This window comes from Streptacidiphilus pinicola (assembly GCF_003258295.1).
Lineage (GTDB): Bacteria > Actinomycetota > Actinomycetes > Streptomycetales > Streptomycetaceae > Streptacidiphilus > Streptacidiphilus pinicola.
In genome coordinates this window covers 16491-33899 of the sequence record NZ_QKYN01000036.1, presented here as the reverse complement: position 1 = coordinate 33899, position 17409 = coordinate 16491, and the positions used below count along the sequence as shown (strand labels likewise).

Genomic DNA, 17409 nt, shown 5'->3' with positions numbered 1-17409 from the left:
GTCACCGTCCGTCCTCCCAGGAAACCGGTGGTGCAGTTGCGTTACGAGCTAAGCGCCGGCCGTCCGGCTCGGCGAGGGACCGCAGTTCGGCGGCGGTCGGCGGATCGGCGCCAGGACGGCCGCAGGTCACCGCGGCGGCCAGCGCGGCCAGCCGCAGGGCGGTGGGTACCCGGTCCGGCGTCTGCGCGGACCGGGTGGCCGCCCGCAGCGCGGCCCGGCCGGGAACCTGGTCCCGCGTGCCGTCGCCGCCGAGGAGCCCGGCGGCGAGCAACCCATGGAGGAGACCGGACATGAAGGCGTCACCGGCCCCCACGGTGTCCGCGACGTCCACCGGGACCGCCGGGACCTCGTAGCTCCCGTGCGGCCAGAAGGCGGTCGCGCCCGCGTCGCCACGGGTCAGCACCACCAGCGACGGCCCCCGTTGCGCCCAGTCCGCCGCGGCGCGCGCGGCGCCGAGGTCCGGGTAGAGCCAGTCCAGATCCTCCTCGCTGGCTTTCACGAGATCGGCCAGGTCCACCAGGGCTTCCACCCGCGGGCGTTCGACCTCCGGTCCGTCCAGCAGGGTGGGCCGCAGGTTCGGGTCGTAGGAGACGGTGGCCCACGGCCGCGCCGCCCGGACGGCGGCCAGCACCTGGGCCGCGCCCGGCGCCAAGGCGGTGGCCAACGAGCCTGTGTGCAGGTGGGCGTAGCCCGTTCCGCCGTGCAGCGCCGCCGTTGTGGCCGTCGAGAGCTGCCAGTGCAGCGCGAAGTCGTAGCGGGCGCTGCCGTTCTGTCGGAACGTCACCGTCGCAGTCGCGGTGGGGTTCGCGTCCGTCGCGCCGTCGACCAGCAGCACGCCGTCGCGGGTCAGGTGGTCGCGGACCAGCGCGCCGTAGGTGTCGTCCCCGGTCCGGGTGGCCAGCCGGACGGGCCGGCCCAGCCGGGCCAGCCCGAGGGCCACGTTGGCCGGGCTGCCTCCGGGGGTGGGTCGGAGCTCTCCCTGATCGCCCGTCAGCACGTCGACGAGGGCCTCGCCCATGACGAGGGTCGGCAGCCCGGTCACGGCGTCACCAGGATCTTGCGGCCCTTGCCCTCCTTGAACTGCTGAAGCGCCACCGGATAGTCGGCCAGATCGAACCGGTCGCTGACGAAGACCTGCGGATCGAGCACCCCGGCCGCGAACAGGTCCGCCGCACGTTCGTAGCTGTGCAGCACCGCCATCGAGCCGGTGATGGTGATCTCCTGGTTGTAGATGCGGTAGGGGTCGATGGTGGCCCGCGCCGCGTAGTCGGCCACGCCGAACTGCAGGTAGGTGCCGCCCTTGCCGACCCGCCCGAGCGCGTCCTGGATGGCCCGCTCGTTGCCGGTGGCGTCGACGACCACGTCCCAGCCGCGCGGCTGCTCCAGCTCGTCCGGCGAGGCCGCCGTCCGGGAGCAGCCGAGCAGGCGCGCGGTGGCGAGCCGGTCGGGGTTGATGTCGACCATGTCGACGCTGCTCGCGCCGGTCCGCTTGGCCAGCTCCAGCATCATCAGGCCCATGGTGCCGGAGCCGTAGATCAGCACCGAGCTGCCCAGCCGGCTGTTCAGCACGTCGTAGCCGCGCACGGCGCAGGAGAGCGGCTCGATCAGCGCGGCGTCCTCGGTGCGCACGTGCTCCGGCAGCCTGACGCAGTTGCCGGCCGGGGCGAGCGCGAACTCGGCGGCGGCGCCGGGCCGGGAGACCCCGATGGCGTTCCAACGCTCGCACAGGTTGCCACGGCCCTGACGGCAGTAGTGGCAGGCGTGGCAGTACAGCGAGGGGTCGACGGCGACCCGGTCGCCGACCGCCAGACCGACCACGCCGCCGCCCGCGGCCACGATCGTGCCGGCGAACTCGTGGCCGGGGACGATCGGCAGCGTGGGCGCGAACTCGCCCTGCAGGATGTGCAGATCGGTCCCGCACAGCCCGCAGGCGGCGACCTCGACGACGACGTCCTCGGGCCCGGGGGTGGGATCGTCCATGGTGGTGACGCTCACCACTCCGGGGGCACTGATGACGGCTGCCTTCACTTGACGGCTCCCAGCGAGAGGCCCTGGACCAGTTTGTCCTGGGCGGCGAATCCGGCGATCAGCACCGGGATCGAGATGCAGACGGCGGCGGCGCACACCTTGGCCAGGAACAGGCCCTGGCTGGTGACGAGGCCGGTCAGGAAGACGGGTGCGGTGCCGGCGACGACACCGGTCAGCACCCGGGCGAAGAGGAGTTCGTTCCAGCTGAAGATGAAGGAGATCAGGGCGGTGGCGGCGATGCCGGGGGCGGCCACCGGGGCCACGATCCGGGTCAGCGTGGTCAGCAGGCCCGCGCCGTCCAGGGACGCGGCCTCCAGGATCTCCTTGGGCACCTCGGCCAGGAAGGACCGCATCATCCACACCGCGATCGGCAGGTTCATCGAGGTGTAGAGGATGACAAGCAGCCAGATGTCGTCCAGCATCCCGGCGTTCTGCGCGATCAGGTAGATCGGCAGCAGCCCGGCCACGACCGGCAGCATCTTGGTGGACAGGAAGAAGAACATCACGTCGGTCCATTTGCGCACCGGCTTGATGGACAGCGCGTAGGCGGCCGGGATCGCGAGCGCCAGCACCAGCAGTGTGGACGCGACGCTCGCGGTCAGCGAGTTGATCAGCGGTGGCCAGGGGCTCACCCCGGTGCCGGCGCCGAAGAACTCCCGGTAGCCCTGGAGCGTCAGCGGGGCGCCGAGGCTGGGCGGGTTGGTCGCCGCGTTCTGCTCGCTGTGCAGCGAGGTGAGCACCATCCAGGCGAAGGGAAGGAAGAACAGCAGCCCGCACAGCCAGGCCGCGAGACCCAGCGCCGGTCCGCTGCGCCGGTTGCCGCGGGAACGGGCGGAGATCGAGGCGGTGGTCACAGGGACTCCTCCCGGAACAGCGACGAGACGGTCCGCAGCGCCAGGGTGGCGATCGCGATGGAGCAGAGCACGACGATCACGCCCTCGGCCGAGGCCTGGCCGTAGTCGTGGCCCTCGTAGAAGGTCTGGTAGACGGCGTAGGGCAGGTTGGCGGTGCCGAGGCCGCCGGAGGTGATGGTGAAGACGGCGTCGAAGTTCTGCACCACGTAGATGCTGCCGAGCAGCGCCGCCAGCTCCAGGTAGCGGCGCAGGTGCGGGAAGGTCAGGTAGCGGAACACCTGCCAGGTGCTCGCGCCGTCGACCCGGGCCGCCTCGACCACGTCCGACGGGCGGCTCTGCAGGCCGGCCAGCAGGATCAGCATCATGAACGGGGTCCACTGCCAGACCAGGGAGGCCTCGACCGAGATCAGCGGCACGTTCGACAGCCAGTCGGGCTGCGGCGCGTGGCTGCTGCCGAAGATGCTCCAGAGCCAGGTCAGGCCGCCGTTGAGCAGCCCGTAGGTGGCGTTGTAGATCGCGTGCTTCCACAGCAGCGCGGAGGCGACCGGGACCACCAGGAACGGCGTGATCAGCATGGTGCGGACCACGCCGCGGCCGAAGAACCTCCGGTCCAGCAGCAGGGCCAGCCCGAGACCGAGCAGCAGGCTGACCAGCACCACCGTGGCGGTCAGCAAGACAGTCGTCAGAATCGCCGAGCGCAGCGAGGGGTCGGTGATCGCGTTGCGGTAGTTGCTCAGGCCGCCGAAGCCGCGGTCGGCGGGGTCCAGCGCGTTCCAGCGCATGAAGGAGATCACCAGGGTGCCGACGAACGGCAGTTGGGTGACCACGATCATGAAGATCAGCGCGGGCAGCAGCGGCGCCCGGCGGGCCCAGGCGCCGCGCGCCGGGGGTGCCCCCGGCGTCCCGGACGCCGAGGCGCGGCGCAGGACGCCGGGAGAGCTACGGGTGGTGATCAGCGGGGTGCTCATGCGTCCCTCCCGGATCCGTCACTGGCCGGCGTGCTGGGCGGCGACCTTGGCGGCCAGCGACTGACTCGTGCTCAGCGCCTGCGAGACGCTGGTCTGGCCCGCGATCGCTGCGCTGATCTGCTGCGAGACCTGCGTGCCGAGGTCCTCGAACTCGGGGATGCCGACGAACTGGATGCCCGGCGCGGGCCGCGGCTGGACGCCCGGGTTCGCCGGGTCGGCCGAGGTCAGCGCCGTCAGCGTGGGCTGCGCGAAGGCCTGGGCGGCGGCGCTGTAGCCGGGGTTGGTGTAGGTGGAGGCGCGCTTGCCCGCGGGCACCTTGGACCAGCCCAGCGTGGTGCCGACCAGCTGCTCGTACTGCTTGCTGGAGGCCCAGGAGATGAACTTCCACGCGTCGCCCTGGTTGTGGCTGGCCTTCTGCAGCCCCCATGCCCAGGTGTAGAGCCAGCCGGAGCTCTTGGTCTGGTCGACCGGGGCGGGCACGTAGCCCATCTTCCCGGCCACCGGCGAGCCGCTGCCCTCCAGCGAGCCGGCCGCCGAGGTGGCGTCGTACCACATGGCCACCTTGCCCTGCTCCATGTCGTTCAGGCACTCGGTGAAGCCGGACTGGGCCGCGCCCGCCTCGCCGTGGGCCCGCACCAGGTTCACGTAGAAGTTCGTGGCCTGGGTGAAGGTGGAGCTGTCGAGCTGGGCCTTCCAGTCCTTGGTGAACCAGGTGCCGCCCATGGTGTTCACCACGGTCGTCAGCGGGGCGATCACCTCGCCCCAACCCGGCTGCCCGCGCAGGCAGATGCCCTTCATACCCGGCTGCGCGCCGTCCGCCTTCGCGGCCAGGTCGGCCACCTGTGCCCAGGTGGGCTGGGCGGGCATGGTGAGGTGCTTGGCCGCGAAGACGTCCTTGCGGTACATCAGGAACGAGGACTCGCCGTAGAACGGCTCGGCGTAGATCTGGCCGTTGACCGTCAGCGACTGCTGGATGCTGGGCAGGATGTCGCCCTGGTCGAACGAGGAGTCGCCCTGGGCGTCGGCCGACAGCGGGGCCAGCCAGCCGTTCTTGGCGAAGAAGGGTGTCTCGTAGTTGCTGATCGTCGCCACGTCGTACTGTCCGGACTGGCTGGAGAAGTCCTGAGTGATCTTGTCGCGGACGTCGTTCTCCGGCAGCACGGTGAAGTGCACGGTGATCCCCGTGGACTTGGTGAAGTACTTGGCGGTGAGCTGCTGCAGGTCCTCCATCTGCGGGTTGTTCACCATCAGCACGTTGATGGAGTGCGCGGAGGAGCCGACCGTGCCGCCGGCTCCTCCCGCTCCGCTGCACGCCGTCAGCAGCGCGGAACCGAGCAGCAGGGCGCAGAGCGGAGCGGAGCGGCGTACGAGCGTGCTTCTGCCGGTCATGTCGTCCTTCTTTCCGGTAGATGTCGGGCGGCGTCGAGGGTGGAAGAGCCGACCGTGGCCATGACAAAGTCGCGGGTGGGGAGGGGCGCGCGAGGGGAGTCGGGATGTTCCCGGTTCCGGCTCAGACCCTCATGACGGTGGGTCCGAGCAGGGAGTAGCGTCGCGCTTCGGCGACCGACAGCCCGGTGTCGGTGACGATCGCCTCGAACTGGTCGATCTCGGCGAAGCGGCAGAAGCTGCTGACGCCGAACTTGCTGTGGTCGCCCATGAAGACCCGGCGCCGGGAGACCTCGATGGCCTTCGCCTTGACGTCGGCCACCACGGGATCGGGCGTGGTCAGCCCGTGCTCGCGGGAGATGCCGTTGGAGCCGAGGAAGGCGAGGTCGATCACGAAACCGCCGAGCATCGAGCACGCCCACGAGCCCACCGTGGCCAGGGTCCTGGCGCGCACCCGGCCGCCGAGCAGCAGCACGGTGAGGTTGGCCGAGTCGGCGACCGCCGCCGCGGTGGCGAGCGAGGCGGTCACCATGGTGAGCGGGCGGTCGGTGGGCAGCGAGGCGGCCAGGATCTGCGGGGTGTAGCCCTCGTCGACGAAGACCGTTTCCGCGTCGCCGAGCAGCTTCACCGCCTCGGCGGCGATGCGCCGCTTGTTGTCCACGTGCAGGTTGACGCGTTCGGCCAGTCCCGTCTCGAAACCGGCGCTCTCGACCGGGTAGGCGCCGCCGTGGGTACGGCGGACCAGCCCGCGACGCTGCAGTTCGCTGAGGTCGCGGCGGATCGTCTCCGGTGCGACGTCGAACCTGGTCGCCGCGAGGGCCACGTCGATCCGGCCCTCCTGGCGGGCCAGCACGAGGATCCGGTGTTGCCGTTCCTCCGCTCGCATGGCCCACCTCCTCGTCGCTGTCGCCGCCGGGCCCGTTCGGGCATCGCACGCCCGTTTCTGCCCGCAAGAAGAGTTATACCGTCCTCCGTGTCGCTGGTCACTGCCTGTAACTGACGCAATCAAACCCGAAGCAGGCCCGTTTTGATCTAGCGATTCCCGCAGGTCGCGGTCGATTTCGGGCCGGTGCGGGCCAGGCCCGGATGCCCGAACGCCACCCTCTGGTGCCCGTTTCCGGTCGGGCGCATGTCAGCCGACGCCGAAGGGGCCGCCCGGCCCGTGGCCGGACAGCCCCTTTCGGCAGAACTCGTCGAACCGCCTCAGCCCTTGGCGACCGCGCCCGCCCAGTCGAGGTTCACGCCCATCTGGGCGTACATGTCGCTGTAGCCGACGTAGCAGTCGAACTTCTTGATCTTGCCGTCCTGCAGGTACCAGAAGTCGGCGGTGGGGACGTTGACCTTCGCCCCGTTCGGCTTCAGGGTGCCCGCCGGGGTCGGCAGCGGGCCCTCGAAGGTGCCCTGGATGGCGAGTTCGAGGCTGACCTCGTCGCCGTTCACGGTGATGCTCTTCAGGTCGCGGTGGACGTCAGGGAAGATCGCCGCCATGTTCGTGAGCACGTCGCCGAGTGCCTGACCCCGGTAGCTCTGGCCGGCGACCATGTCGTTGAAGACGCCGCCCTTGGTGAAGCTGCTGATGAACGCGTTGACGTCCAGGCTGTTGCCCTCCGCGTCGTGGTACGCACCGAGCACGACCGCGAGGTTGTCCATCTCGTGCCGGGTCAGGTGCCGGTTCGTCAGCGGCAGTGCCGCGAGCTGAGCGGGGCTCAGGGCCGCGGGCGCCGAGGTTTCGCTGACGACATGCACGTGTGCGCTACTGCTGACGCGGCTCGCGGCCTGCGACGGCGCGGCGGCGATGGCGAGGCTGCTCAGGCCCGCGACGGCGGTGGTGGCGACGATCGTCTTCCATCCGAGCTGCTTCATCTCGTGCTCCTACAGGTCGAGTTGGCGCCGTCGGCGCACAACTAATCAAGCGAATGATTGAACTGTAGGAACCGTGGCGAGCGACTGTCAAGCGATTGATTGATTAGATTGATGGCGGCCGCCGGGGGCTCGCTGCTTGACAGTAAAATCAAGCAACTGTTTGACTTCTGCCATGGCGACAGAACGCACAGACCAGCGCCGTGAGGCCGGCCGGCGGACGCGGGACCGGCTGATGGACGCTGCGCTGGAGTTGCTCGCGCAGCGTGGCCAGGAGGGGGTGACCCTCCGTGAGATCACCGATCGCGCCGAGGCCAACGTCGCCGCGGTGAGCTACCACTTCGGGTCACTGAAGGCGCTCTTCGACGCGGCGATAGAGCATGCGCTGGAGCGGTACCTGGACGCCCAGATGAACGCGGTCGCCTCGCTCGACCCGGCCGCGGGCATCGAAGATCTGGCGGCGGCGTTCGCCGGGCCGATGATGCGCGCCCTCGCGGCGGGCGGGCGCGAACTCGCGGTCATGCGCACGGTGGCGCGCGTCGGAATCGACCCGCCGCAGGGATGGGACCGCCTGGCCGCGAAGTTCCAGCAGTCGCGGCGGGACGTGGCCGAGGTGCTCTCGTCGAAGCTCCCCGGGGTCGACGAGCAGGAGTTGAACTTCCGCATCCGGTGCGCGGCGGGCCTGCTGAACTGGCTCGCGCTGGCGCCCATCGGCGCCGAACTGACTGCCGAGCCCGCCGAGCAGATCGAGCGGTGGCTGGTCCCCGTACTGGCCGGTGCACTCCACGGCTCTCCGGCCGCGACGTCGAGGGCGTCGGCGAGGCGCGACTCTCAGCGGCCGTAGCGCTCGCGCAGGGAGCGCCGGGAGGTCGCCGGTCCGCGGCCCACGATCGTCCTACTGGTTCCAGATCTGGAACTCGGAGATCTGGCCGGCGGGCCAGCCGGTGTTGGCGGTGATGTCGACCCGCCAGTAGCGTTGCGCGGTCGCCGGGAAGGTGAGGGTGACGGTGTTGTCGGCCGACGGGCTGAAGGTGTGGGTCGCCGATCCCACGACGGTGGTGAAGTTCGATCCGTCCGTCGAGCCGAGCAGGGAGAGCGTCTCGTCGCGCGCCCCCCAACCGGCGGGCAGTTGCAGCACCACGCGGTCGGCGGACCGGGCCGAGCCCAGGTCCACCTGGACCCACTGCGGGAACACGTTGTTGGTGCTCTCCCAGTAGGTGCTCTGGTTGCCGTCGGTGACGTTGGACGACGGGTACACGTCGGTGTGCGAGGACTCGGCAGTGGGTTGGCCGGCGGCCAGGTTCGTGGGGGTGACGGTGCCGGCGGAGGTGAACTGGAGGCTGTTGACGTTCCAGCCGCCGTTGTCCTGGTCCAGCGTCAGGGTCTGCTGTCCGGCGGGCAGGGTCACCTGGGTGGTGACGGTGGTCCAGTTCTGCCAGCCGCCGGTCGCCGGGATGTCGATGTTCCCGCTGAGGTTGGCACCGGAGGCGTCGGAGAGGTGCAGGGCGTCGGTGACGGCGCTGGGGGCGGCGAGCCGCAGGCTGACGGTGTAGGTGCCGGCTGCGGCGACGTCGACGGTGTACCGGAACCACTGGCCACCGCCGGTCCACCCCAGGTCGTAGCCGCCGCCGGTGTCCGTGGTGGTCTCCAGGTCGACGCCGTCGCTGCGGTAGCTGTCGGCGGTGCCGTTGACGGAGGAGACGTCGTAGGCGACGCCCTGGCCGCCGGTGTCGTAGTTCTCCGCCTGCACGGTGCCGGGGACGGCGACGGCGCTGCCGCCGAAGGGACCCTCCGGGGTGCCGCCGCCCTGCCAACTGTTGCCGCTCAGCGTGGCGGTGAAGCCGCTGGAGTTGTCGAGGTAGGGCGACGTCCCGGAGCCCAGCCCGGTGACGGTGTTGCCGGTGATGTTCGCGGAACCGGTGGGCGCGGGGTAGTACGGCGGGGCGATCACGATGCCGTTGCGCCAGGGCGAGGTGACGGTGTTGTTCTGCAGCAGCGTGTTGGTGGAGGTGGAGAAGCCGATGCCGTCGTAGAGGGCGTCGAGGACGGTGTTGTTCTCGGCGGTCACGTGGTCCACGACGCCGACGTTCTGGCCGTCGCCGCCGTTGCCGATCTGCAGGGCCGGCTGGCCCTGGCTGTAGCCGTTGCCGCCGGACCGGACGACGGTGTTGCCGTTGACGGTGGCGGTGAGCAGGTCGTTGCCGTTGACGCCGAACCGGCCGGCCCCCAGGCCGATGTAGCGGGCGGTGTCGGCGATGTAGTTGTTCTCGACGTCCTGGTTGCTGCCGCCGTAGATGCCGATGCCCTTGCCGCCCCAGGGCGCGATGACGGTGTTGTGCGTCATCGTGATGTGCGACATCGGCGTGTAATAGGTCTTGTTGCCGCTGGAGTCGGTGTTGTAGTTCACCGAGTTGATGGCCATGCTGTCGTCGCCGGTGCCGCGGACGAAGTTGTTCGTCGCGGTGAGGTTGTTGCCGACGGAGTTGCCCAAGGACACGTTGTTGAGGTTGATGCCGTCGGCCCAGACGGCGGTGACCCGGCAGTTCTCGACGGTGCCGCCGGTGCCGGAGGCCCAGAAGCCGGACTCGGTGTGCTGGGTCCAGATGTCGTCGGCGACCCAGTTGGTGCCGCTGGTGTCCATCGCACCCCCGCCGCCGTCGACCATCTCGCGGCTGGTGGCGTCGGAGTCGAGGTGGAAGTCCTGCACGGTGTCGGAGGTCAGGTCGAACAGCGCGGCCAGCGGGGTGTTGTTGGGCAGCGGCACGTCGCGGTAGATGGTGCTGTACCAGATTCCGGCGCCGGCGATGGTGATGCCCTGCGCGGTCAGGCCCTGGGTGCCCTTCAGGTAGAAGGTGCCCGGCGGGATCCAGAGGGTCTTGTTCTGGCTCTGGGCCTGGTTGATGCAGTTCTGGATGGCCGCGGTGCTGTCGACGGCGGCGCTGTCGGCGGAGCCGTTGGTGGGGGTGTTGTCGGCGGTCGCGCCGCAGTCGGTGATGGAGATCGAGTTCGCCGGCTGGGCGATCGGCGGGGGCGGGTTCTCCGCGTCCAGGACGTCGATGTAGTAGAAGGCGGCCGTGTTGGCGGCGTCCTTCCGCAGCATCAGGGTGCTGCCGGGGGCGATCGGCGCGCCGGAGATGAAGGTGTGCGACTCGTCGAAGTAGACCCGCGGGGTGCCGTCGGCGGGGTTCTGGTCGCTGCCGTTGTAGTTGCTGCTGTTCTCGTAGAACCAACTCTGCTTGGAGTTGAGGTTCAGCGCCTGCCGGAAGGTGCCGTCGACGTAGAGGTCGAGGGACGCGGTCGTGCCGCCGCCGGTGGGGGAGTCGGGGATGCTCTCACGCACATTGATCGCGCTGATCGGCGCGCCGGTGGTGTTGGTCCACTGCACGCTCTGGCCGGTGCCGGTGAGCTGCACGTAGGCGTGGCCGGAGGCCTCCACGGCGGCGCTGGAGTACTGCGTGGTGGGCGGCGAGCTCAGCGACACCACGCTCGCACCACCGGCGAGCGTGCCCGCCTCACCCTCCAGGCTGGTGAACGGCACGGTCGCCCCTGCCGGAGCGGCTGCCGAGACGGCCGGTGCGGCGCCGACGGCGGCAAGCCCGGCGCTGGTGAGTAGGGCGGCCACGGCCACGCCCGTCCAGCGGCGCCAGGCGTGGATTGCCGTTCGTGTCATGGGGGTTCCTCCCTGGGCGCGCACATGGCAAGGGAACTCGCTAGCGAGGAACGTAATCTGATGGACACTGAGATGCAAGATGCGAACTAAGACAAGAAAAATGGCGCCATGCACGTGACGGATCTGTGAGTTCGGTGGGGCGGAGTCTGGGTGGACTGGGGTAGTCCGCCGGCGGGGCTCGGCCGAGAAAATAGACAAGTAACTTTGCAAAGTTACTTGTCGAGTTTTACGGTGGCAGCATGAACAGAGACGTCAGCCAGGACCCGGGCCGCGGTCCCGGGGAGGCCGAGGTGGCGGCGGAGCGGCTGCAGCACGCGATGAAGCGCCTCCGGGCCAGGCTGCGCACCGAGTCCGGGCAGCACGCGGTCGGCTTTGCGCAGAGCCACCTGATGGTCCTGGGCACGATCGCGCAGGAGGGGCCGATCACGGCCGCCCGGCTCGCGGACCTGGAGCATGTCAGCCCCCAGTCGATCTCGCAGAGCCTGGCCGTGCTGAAGGCCGAGGGCCTGGTACGACAGGAGCCCGACCCCCAGGACGGGCGCAAGAAGCTGGTCAGCGCCGACCCGTCCGCCCTCGAGCTGATCGACCGGCTGATGAAGGGCCGTTCCTCGTTCCTGGCGCAGGCCATCGACCAGGTGGTGGCCCCGGACGAGCGGGCCGACCTGGACAAGGCCATCGAGCTGCTGGAGCGGATCGCCACCGCCGACCCGTGGCGGGCCCGGATATGAGCGCCGGACACGCCGTTGCCGGCGAGAGCGCGCCCGTGGCCGGACAGCAGGCGTTCCCATGGCGCTTCACCACCCCGCTCTACGTGGGGTCCAGCCTGAACCCGATCAACAGCGCCATCATCGCGACCGCTCTGGTGCCGATCGCCGACGGCCTGCACGTCTCCGTGGGCAGTACCGCGGTGCTGGTCACCTCGCTGTACCTGGCCAGCGCGATCGCGCAGCCCACCGCCGGCAAACTGGCGGAGGTGGTCGGGCCGCGCCGGGTCTTCCTGGGCGGCATCCTCCTGGTGCTGCTGGGCGGCCTGGTCGGCGGCTTCGGCGACAGCCTGGCGATGCTCACCGTGGCCAGGGTTCTGATCGGCATCGGAACCTCGGCCGGCTACCCCTCCGCGATGGTGCTGATCAGGCGCCGGGCGGCGCGGGCCGGTCTGGACGCGCCGCCGGGGTCGGTCCTCGGCGGGCTCGCCATCGCCGGGATGGCCACCGCCGCCGTCGGCCCGCCGCTGGGCGGACTGCTGGTCGGCGCGGCCGGCTGGCACTGGGCGTTCCTGATCAACATCCCCGTCACCGTCGCCGCCCTCCTGGTGACAGCGCGCTGGGTGCCGAAGGACCCCGCCCCCGAGCCCGGCGAGAGCTCGTCGGTGCCAGGTGGCTTCCGCGGCGTCGCCCGCAGGATCGACCTGGCCGGGATCGTCGGCTTCGCCGCCTCGACGACCGCCCTGATCATCTTTCTGATGAGCCTGCCGGCCGCCGACTGGACCGCCTTCGGAGTGTTCGTCGTCGCCGCGGTCCCGACGGTGTTGTGGGAGTTGCGCGCCCCTGAGCCGTTCTTCGACCTGCGGGGACTGGCCGCCAACGGCCCGCTCAGCCGCACTTACCTGCGCCAGGCGTTGACCCTGGTCGGCGTCTACACCGTGATGTACGGCGTGACGGAGTGGATGGAGGCGGCGCACGGCTACTCGTCCACCGTGGCCGGGCTGCTCCTCCTCCCGATGGCCGGCGTGTCCGCGCTCCTCGCACGGCCGCTGGCCACCCGCAACCTGGTGCGCGGACCGCTGGTCGTCTCCGCGGTCACCATGCTGGCCGGGTCCGCTGCGATCGTGCTGCTCACCTCGCGCAGTCCGGCGCTCGTGATCGTGCTGGTGACCCTGATCTTCGGGATCACCAGCGCCGCCACCACGGTCGGCAACCAGACCACCCTCTACCTGCAGGCCTTGCCGCAGCAGATCGGTACCGCCGCGGGCCTGTTCCGGACCTTCTCCTACCTCGGCACCATCGTCTCGTCCGTGATCACCGGCCTGGTCTTCCACCACGGCGTCACCGACCGCGCCCTGCACGGCCTCGGCCTCGTGCTGGTCGGCACCGGTCTCGCGGTCCTGCTGCTGACGGTCCTGGACCGGCGGCTCATGGGCCGCGCCGAATCCCGCACGCACCACACCGACTCCCGCACACCCCTACCGTAACCGAGGACAGCCTCGGACCACACCTCCGAAGGAGCGACACCGCAGTGAGCGCCACCACCCTCCCGTCTGTCGACCCCAAGCGCACCGTCCTGCTGGCGATGGACTTCCAGGGCGGCATCGTCGCCGCCGTTCCCGATTCCGACGCACTGGTCGAGCGGGTCGCGGACGTCATCACCCACGTCCGCGAGGCGGGCGGAGCCATCGGCTACGTCCGCGTCGCCTTCACCGAGGACGACTGGGACGCCGTCCCGGCGACCAACACCACCTTCAGTGGCGTCGCGGCCGCGAGGATGCTGCACCACGAGGATGCCTCCACCCGGATCGACGAGCGGATCGCCCCACAGGACGGCGACATCACCGTCCGCAAGACGCGCTTCGGCGGCATCTCCACCACCGACCTCCACCAGCAGCTCACCGACCGGGACATCGACACCCTCGTCCTCACCGGGATCAGCACCAGCGGTGTGGTCCTGTCCACGCTGAGCGACGCCGCCGACCGCGACTACCGCGTCCTGGTCCTCTCCGACGGCGTCGCCGACCCCGACCCCGAGGTCCACCAGCTCCTGCTGACCAAGGTCTTCCCCTCGCGCGGACACGTCGTCGACGTCGCGATGCTGAAGCGGCTCCTTGAGTCCACCTGACCCGAACTCCGAAGCACACCGCGGCCGAGGGCGCCGCTTCATCCGCCAACTCGGTTCGGGGTGAGCAGGGTCCGCCCCCGTCTCGCCACGTGGCGGGTGAGGCGAACCGTCCTCGGGCGGTGAACAGGCGGGTGTCCTGCCCGGCGGCCTAGCCTGGAAGGGGTAACGAGAGGAGATCCGCCATGGCTGTCGTCTTGTCGTTCAGTTGGCCGGGGGCCACGCCCGAGCAGTACGACGCGGTCCGCGACGTCGTCCACTGGGAGGAGGACACGCCCCACGGCGCGGTCCTCCACGTCGCCTGGTTCGACGCGGACGGCCTCCGTATCACCGACGTGTGGGACACCGAGGAGGACTTCACCCGGTTCATGCAGGAGAGACTGGCGCCCGCGGTCGAGAAGGTCGGCGTTCCGGGACAGCCGGAGGTCAGCTTCACCACGATGCATCGCCGGTTCGTGGCCCCGGGAGTCTCCGGAGCGTCCTCCTGAAACCCTCCGCGAGTCCCATGCCGTCCGCAGTGCTGCATCGGTGCCTGGGCGGCTGATGCTCGGCCGAGAGGAAATGACCGCGAAATCAGAGGTGGCAGGGAATGAGCACGACGCAGAGTAGGCCGATGTTCGACATCGAAATGCTGCGCCGCGGCATCGAGGACCGCGATGCCTCGGCCCTGAAGGGCCTGTACGCGCAGGACGCGCGGCTGACCGTCGTGGACCATCGCGACCAGCCGAGTCACCCGCACGAGATCACCGGCACCGCGGCGATCGGGGAGTTCCTCGACGACGTGTGCGGCCGGGAGATGGAGCACCACCTGGGGCAGGTCGTCGTCTCACCGGACGGCAGCCACGCGGCCTACCTGGAGGAGTGCCGATACCCGGATGGCACGAGGGTGCTGTCCACCTCGATGCTGGACCTGCGGGACGGGTTGGTCACCACGCAGACCAGCCTGCAGGCCTGGGACGAGGAGACCACGACGGAGGGGATGACGGCAGCGAAGGCGGCGACTCAGGCACAGCACCTGGACTTCAGCGCGCCCGCGGAGGTCCGCACCTTCCCGCACGGCCGCGTGGAGATCATCAACGCGGGCGGTGGGGTGGTCGGCCGCCTGGTCCTGGAACCGGGCTGGCGCTGGTCGCAGGACGTCAAGCCGCTGGCCGGCACGGAGTGGTGCGAGGCGCCGCACTTCCAGTACCACGTGTCCGGGACCATCCGCATCCGCATGGCCGACGGGACGGAGTTCGACGCGAAGGCGGGCGACATCACGGTGCTGCCCTCCGGCCACGACGCGTGGGTGATCGGCGACGAACCGGTCGTGGCCATCGACTGGCAGGGCGCGCTCCACTACGGCCAGAAGGCCGCATAGGGTCGAAGCGTGAGCGGTAGGGGTGCCGGCCCGCGGATGCGGCTGGCCGAGCTTGTCGCCGCGCTTTCCCTGGGCGTCGACCTCGGTTTCGGCCAGCCGATGGAACACGTCCTGCGCCAGTGCCTCATCGCCCTGCGCCTCTCCGAGCGGATCGGCCTGGGTGACCAGGAGCGCCTGGCCGTGTACTACACGGCGCTGCTGGTGAACGTGGGCTGCCATTCCGACGCGCATGAGCAGGCGAAGTGGTTCGGCGACGACATCGCCCTGAAGTCCGGCAAGTACCGGTACGAGCAACGGAGTCTTGCTGCGGCGGCGTCGGCCCTGCGCCTGATCGGCTCGGGGAACCCCCCACTGCACCGGTTCCGGGTCGGGCTGGAGTTCACCCTGGGCGGGTTCCGCGAGGTGGAGACGATGATCGCCGGACACGCGGCTCTGGCTGCCGATCTGGCTCGTCGGCTCAGCCTGCCAATGGACGTCCAGCAGGCGGTCGGGGCGGCCTACGAGCAGTGGGACGGGCGTGGCTGGCCCGGAGAGCTCAAAGGGAGGGAGGTTCCGATCCCCTCCCGCCTGGCTCAGTTGGCGGAGTTCACCGAGGTCGCACACCGTCTGGGCGGCGTGGACGCCGCGGTCGAGCTGGCCCGCCGACGCGCGGGCGGGCAGTTCGATCCGGGGCTCGCCGCGGTGCTGTGCGAGGACCCGGAGGCCGTGCTGGGTGGTCTGGACGCGGCGCGGACCTGGGAGGCGGTGATCGGCGCCGAGCCGGCGTTGGGCGTCCGGCTGAGCGAGGACCAGTTCGACGAGGCGCTGCTGGCGGTGGCCGACTTCGTCGATCTGAAGTCGCCGTTCACCCTGGGCCACGCCCGCGCGGTGGCCGCGTTGGTCGACGCCGCCGCCTCGCAGGTGGGCCTGACGCAGGACGAGCGGCAGGAGCTGCACCGGGCCGCCCTGGTGCACGGACTCGGACGCCTCGGCGTGTCGAACGCGATCTGGGACAAACCCGGCCCGCTCGGCACCGGAGAACGCGAACGGGTACGCCTCCAGCCCTATCTGACGGAACGGATACTCTGTCAGTCGGCGACGCTGGCGCCGCTCGGAGCCATCGCCGTGCAGCACCGGGAGCGGCTGGACGGCTCCGGCTACCCCCGCGGACTCACCGCCCCGGCGATCTCACCCAAGGCCCGGATCCTCGGTGCCGCGGACGCCTACCAGTCCATGATCGAACCGCGGCCCCACCGCCAGGCTCTGACGGCAGCTCAGGCCGCGGCGGAGTTGCGCGCCGAGGCGGCGGGCGGTCGGCTCGACGCAGAGGCGGTGGCGGCGGTGCTCACCGCGGCCGGGCACCGCGTCGCCCGCCACCGGCGCGGTCCTGCCGGTTTGACCGGCCGGGAGGTCGACGTGCTGCGGCTGCTCGCCCGGGGCTGCTCGAGCCGGGAGATCGCGGGCCGCCTGGTCATCTCGCCGAAGACCGCCCGGAACCATGTCGAGCACATCTACGCCAAGATCGGCGTGTCCACCCGGGCCGCCGCATGCCTGTTCGCGATGCAGAACGGACTGCTGCCGCCGGTGGACGACGCCGCAGCCTGACCCCGGACGGGAAGATGAGGCAACCGCCTCATGCGGCGATGTCCGCCACCGCCGTAGCGTCGACTTCGGCACCCGGGACGTGCTCCCGGGGGTGAGGAATCGAGGCAGCCATGAGCATCCATAAAGCGTTCTTCGCGCTGACCTACGACCGGCAGATGGCCAGGGCCGAGGCGGCGGGCCTGCGGGAGTCACGGCGTCGGCTGGTCGCCCAGGCCACGGGCGAGGTGCTGGAGATCGGTGCCGGGACCGGAGCCAACCTCGAACTCTACGGTCCGGGCGTGGCCGCCCTGACGGTCACCGAACCGGAGCCGGCCATGGTCCGCCGACTCGAACGCCAGGTCCGGGAGCGTGCGCCGCACGCCACCGTGCTGCGTGCGCCCGCCGAGGACCTGCCCTTCGACGACGACAGCTTCGATGTTGTCGTCTCCACTCTGGTGCTGTGCGGTGTCGCCGACCAGCAGCGGGCCCTGCGGCAGATCAGTCGCGTGCTGCGGCCCGGCGGCAGGCTGCTCTTCATGGAGCACGTGCGCTCCGCGGAGCCGAAGCTCGCCCGCACCCAGGACCGCCTCAACTGGTTGAACCGGCTGGTGGTCTGCTGCGAGTGCAACCGTCCGACGCTGGACTCGATCAAGGCAGCCGGCTTCGAGGTCGGACACGTCGAACACGGAGTGCTCCCCAAGGCACCCCCCTTCGTCCGCCCGATGATCCTGGGCACGGCGCGATGGCCGCAGAACGCGCGTACCGACGCCCCGGACCTTCCCACGGAGGTGGGGACCTGAGCCTGGTCGGCCGCCGGGGGTTCGCGAGATCGGCCGAATGCCCGGGTGGTCTCCGGCCTGCGCCGGGACGCGGAAGGTAGGCTGACCGGTC

General features: G+C 70.4%; 16 protein-coding genes. 8 read left to right on the top strand and 8 right to left on the bottom strand.

What is annotated here, in order from left to right; genetic code table 11:
• Position 1: 1 nt before the first annotated feature.
• The 7 genes from DN069_RS09105 to DN069_RS09075 all read right to left on the bottom strand — a co-directional run bounded on the left by DN069_RS09105 (position 2) and on the right by DN069_RS09075 (position 7099).
• Positions 2–1042: a carbohydrate kinase family protein gene (locus DN069_RS09105; RefSeq protein WP_243639028.1), complete on the bottom strand. Its 1041-nt coding sequence runs from the start codon at positions 1040–1042 to the stop codon at positions 2–4.
• On the bottom strand, positions 1039–2028 hold the full coding sequence (locus DN069_RS09100; protein ID WP_111500363.1) for a zinc-dependent alcohol dehydrogenase family protein: 990 nt from the start codon (positions 2026–2028) through the stop codon (positions 1039–1041). Before DN069_RS09100 ends, DN069_RS09105 begins: the two co-directional genes overlap by 4 nt.
• A complete protein-coding gene (locus DN069_RS09095) occupies positions 2025–2882 on the bottom strand; it encodes a carbohydrate ABC transporter permease (RefSeq protein WP_111500362.1) in 858 nt (285 codons plus the stop codon). Before DN069_RS09095 ends, DN069_RS09100 begins: the two co-directional genes overlap by 4 nt.
• Positions 2879–3850, bottom strand: a complete 972-nt coding sequence (locus tag DN069_RS09090; RefSeq protein WP_111500361.1) for a carbohydrate ABC transporter permease — start codon at positions 3848–3850, stop codon at positions 2879–2881. Before DN069_RS09090 ends, DN069_RS09095 begins: the two co-directional genes overlap by 4 nt.
• 18 nt (positions 3851–3868) lie before the next feature.
• Positions 3869–5239 carry an ABC transporter substrate-binding protein gene (locus tag DN069_RS09085; protein ID WP_111500360.1) on the bottom strand — a complete coding sequence of 457 codons (1371 nt, stop codon included), beginning with the start codon at positions 5237–5239 and terminating at the stop codon, positions 3869–3871.
• Positions 5240–5360: 121 nt separating this feature from the next.
• Positions 5361–6122 (bottom strand): DeoR/GlpR family DNA-binding transcription regulator, encoded by a 762-nt coding sequence (locus DN069_RS09080; RefSeq protein ID WP_111500359.1) that lies wholly within the window; start codon positions 6120–6122, stop codon positions 5361–5363.
• A 317-nt stretch (positions 6123–6439) separates the two neighbouring features.
• Complete coding sequence (locus DN069_RS09075) at positions 6440–7099, bottom strand: nuclear transport factor 2 family protein (protein WP_111500358.1); 660 nt, start codon at positions 7097–7099, stop codon at positions 6440–6442.
• 172 nt (positions 7100–7271) lie between these two features.
• On the opposite strand from DN069_RS09075, the gene DN069_RS09070 reads away from it, so the two are divergent.
• Entirely contained in the window at positions 7272–7940 is a 669-nt protein-coding gene (locus DN069_RS09070) for a TetR/AcrR family transcriptional regulator (RefSeq protein ID WP_207892095.1), read from the top strand.
• Between the two features lie 51 nt (positions 7941–7991).
• Here the strand turns inward: DN069_RS09070 and DN069_RS09065 are convergent, their stop codons facing one another.
• A complete protein-coding gene (locus tag DN069_RS09065) occupies positions 7992–10766 on the bottom strand; it encodes a carbohydrate-binding protein (protein WP_111500356.1) in 2775 nt (924 codons plus the stop codon).
• A 239-nt stretch (positions 10767–11005) separates the two neighbouring features.
• Here DN069_RS09065 and DN069_RS09060 point away from each other — a divergent pair, with 239 nt between their 5' ends.
• The 7 genes from DN069_RS09060 to DN069_RS09030 all read left to right on the top strand — a co-directional run bounded on the left by DN069_RS09060 (position 11006) and on the right by DN069_RS09030 (position 17318).
• Complete coding sequence (locus tag DN069_RS09060; protein ID WP_111500355.1) at positions 11006–11494, top strand: MarR family winged helix-turn-helix transcriptional regulator; 489 nt, start codon at positions 11006–11008, stop codon at positions 11492–11494.
• The gene (locus DN069_RS09055; RefSeq protein WP_111500354.1) at positions 11491–12957 is read left to right on the top strand and encodes an MFS transporter; all 1467 of its coding nucleotides are present in this window, start codon (positions 11491–11493) and stop codon (positions 12955–12957) included. Before DN069_RS09060 ends, DN069_RS09055 begins: the two co-directional genes overlap by 4 nt.
• Positions 12958–13001: 44 nt before the next feature.
• Positions 13002–13598 carry a cysteine hydrolase family protein gene (locus DN069_RS09050; RefSeq protein ID WP_111500353.1) on the top strand — a complete coding sequence of 199 codons (597 nt, stop codon included), beginning with the start codon at positions 13002–13004 and terminating at the stop codon, positions 13596–13598.
• 182 nt (positions 13599–13780) lie between these two features.
• A complete protein-coding gene (locus DN069_RS09045; RefSeq protein ID WP_111500352.1) occupies positions 13781–14083 on the top strand; it encodes a hypothetical protein in 303 nt (100 codons plus the stop codon).
• A 125-nt stretch (positions 14084–14208) separates the two neighbouring features.
• Complete coding sequence (locus DN069_RS42580) at positions 14209–14955, top strand: cupin domain-containing protein (RefSeq protein ID WP_341538456.1); 747 nt, start codon at positions 14209–14211, stop codon at positions 14953–14955.
• 9 nt (positions 14956–14964) lie between these two features.
• Positions 14965–16539: an HD domain-containing phosphohydrolase gene (locus DN069_RS42345; RefSeq protein WP_207892094.1), complete on the top strand. Its 1575-nt coding sequence runs from the start codon at positions 14965–14967 to the stop codon at positions 16537–16539.
• A 110-nt stretch (positions 16540–16649) separates the two neighbouring features.
• Entirely contained in the window at positions 16650–17318 is a 669-nt protein-coding gene (locus DN069_RS09030) for a class I SAM-dependent methyltransferase (RefSeq protein WP_111500349.1), read from the top strand.
• The last annotated feature ends 91 nt before the right edge of the window (positions 17319–17409 follow it).

What these genes read in the sequence shown, in the direction of transcription:
- DN069_RS09075 (WP_111500358.1), bottom strand. Translation starts at nt 7,099, where the DNA reads ATGAAGCAGCTCGGATGGAAGACGATCGTCGCCACCACCGCCGTCGCG.
- DN069_RS09090 (WP_111500361.1), bottom strand. Translation starts at nt 3,850, where the DNA reads ATGAGCACCCCGCTGATCACCACCCGTAGCTCTCCCGGCGTCCTGCGC.
- DN069_RS09055 (WP_111500354.1), top strand. Translation starts at nt 11,491, where the DNA reads ATGAGCGCCGGACACGCCGTTGCCGGCGAGAGCGCGCCCGTGGCCGGA.
- DN069_RS09030 (WP_111500349.1), top strand. Translation starts at nt 16,650, where the DNA reads ATGAGCATCCATAAAGCGTTCTTCGCGCTGACCTACGACCGGCAGATG.
- DN069_RS09065 (WP_111500356.1), bottom strand. Translation starts at nt 10,766, where the DNA reads ATGACACGAACGGCAATCCACGCCTGGCGCCGCTGGACGGGCGTGGCC.
- DN069_RS09070 (WP_207892095.1), top strand. Translation starts at nt 7,272, where the DNA reads ATGGCGACAGAACGCACAGACCAGCGCCGTGAGGCCGGCCGGCGGACG.
- DN069_RS42580 (WP_341538456.1), top strand. Translation starts at nt 14,209, where the DNA reads ATGTTCGACATCGAAATGCTGCGCCGCGGCATCGAGGACCGCGATGCC.
- DN069_RS09085 (WP_111500360.1), bottom strand. Translation starts at nt 5,239, where the DNA reads ATGACCGGCAGAAGCACGCTCGTACGCCGCTCCGCTCCGCTCTGCGCC.
- DN069_RS09045 (WP_111500352.1), top strand. Translation starts at nt 13,781, where the DNA reads ATGGCTGTCGTCTTGTCGTTCAGTTGGCCGGGGGCCACGCCCGAGCAG.
- DN069_RS09080 (WP_111500359.1), bottom strand. Translation starts at nt 6,122, where the DNA reads ATGCGAGCGGAGGAACGGCAACACCGGATCCTCGTGCTGGCCCGCCAG.
- DN069_RS09060 (WP_111500355.1), top strand. Translation starts at nt 11,006, where the DNA reads ATGAACAGAGACGTCAGCCAGGACCCGGGCCGCGGTCCCGGGGAGGCC.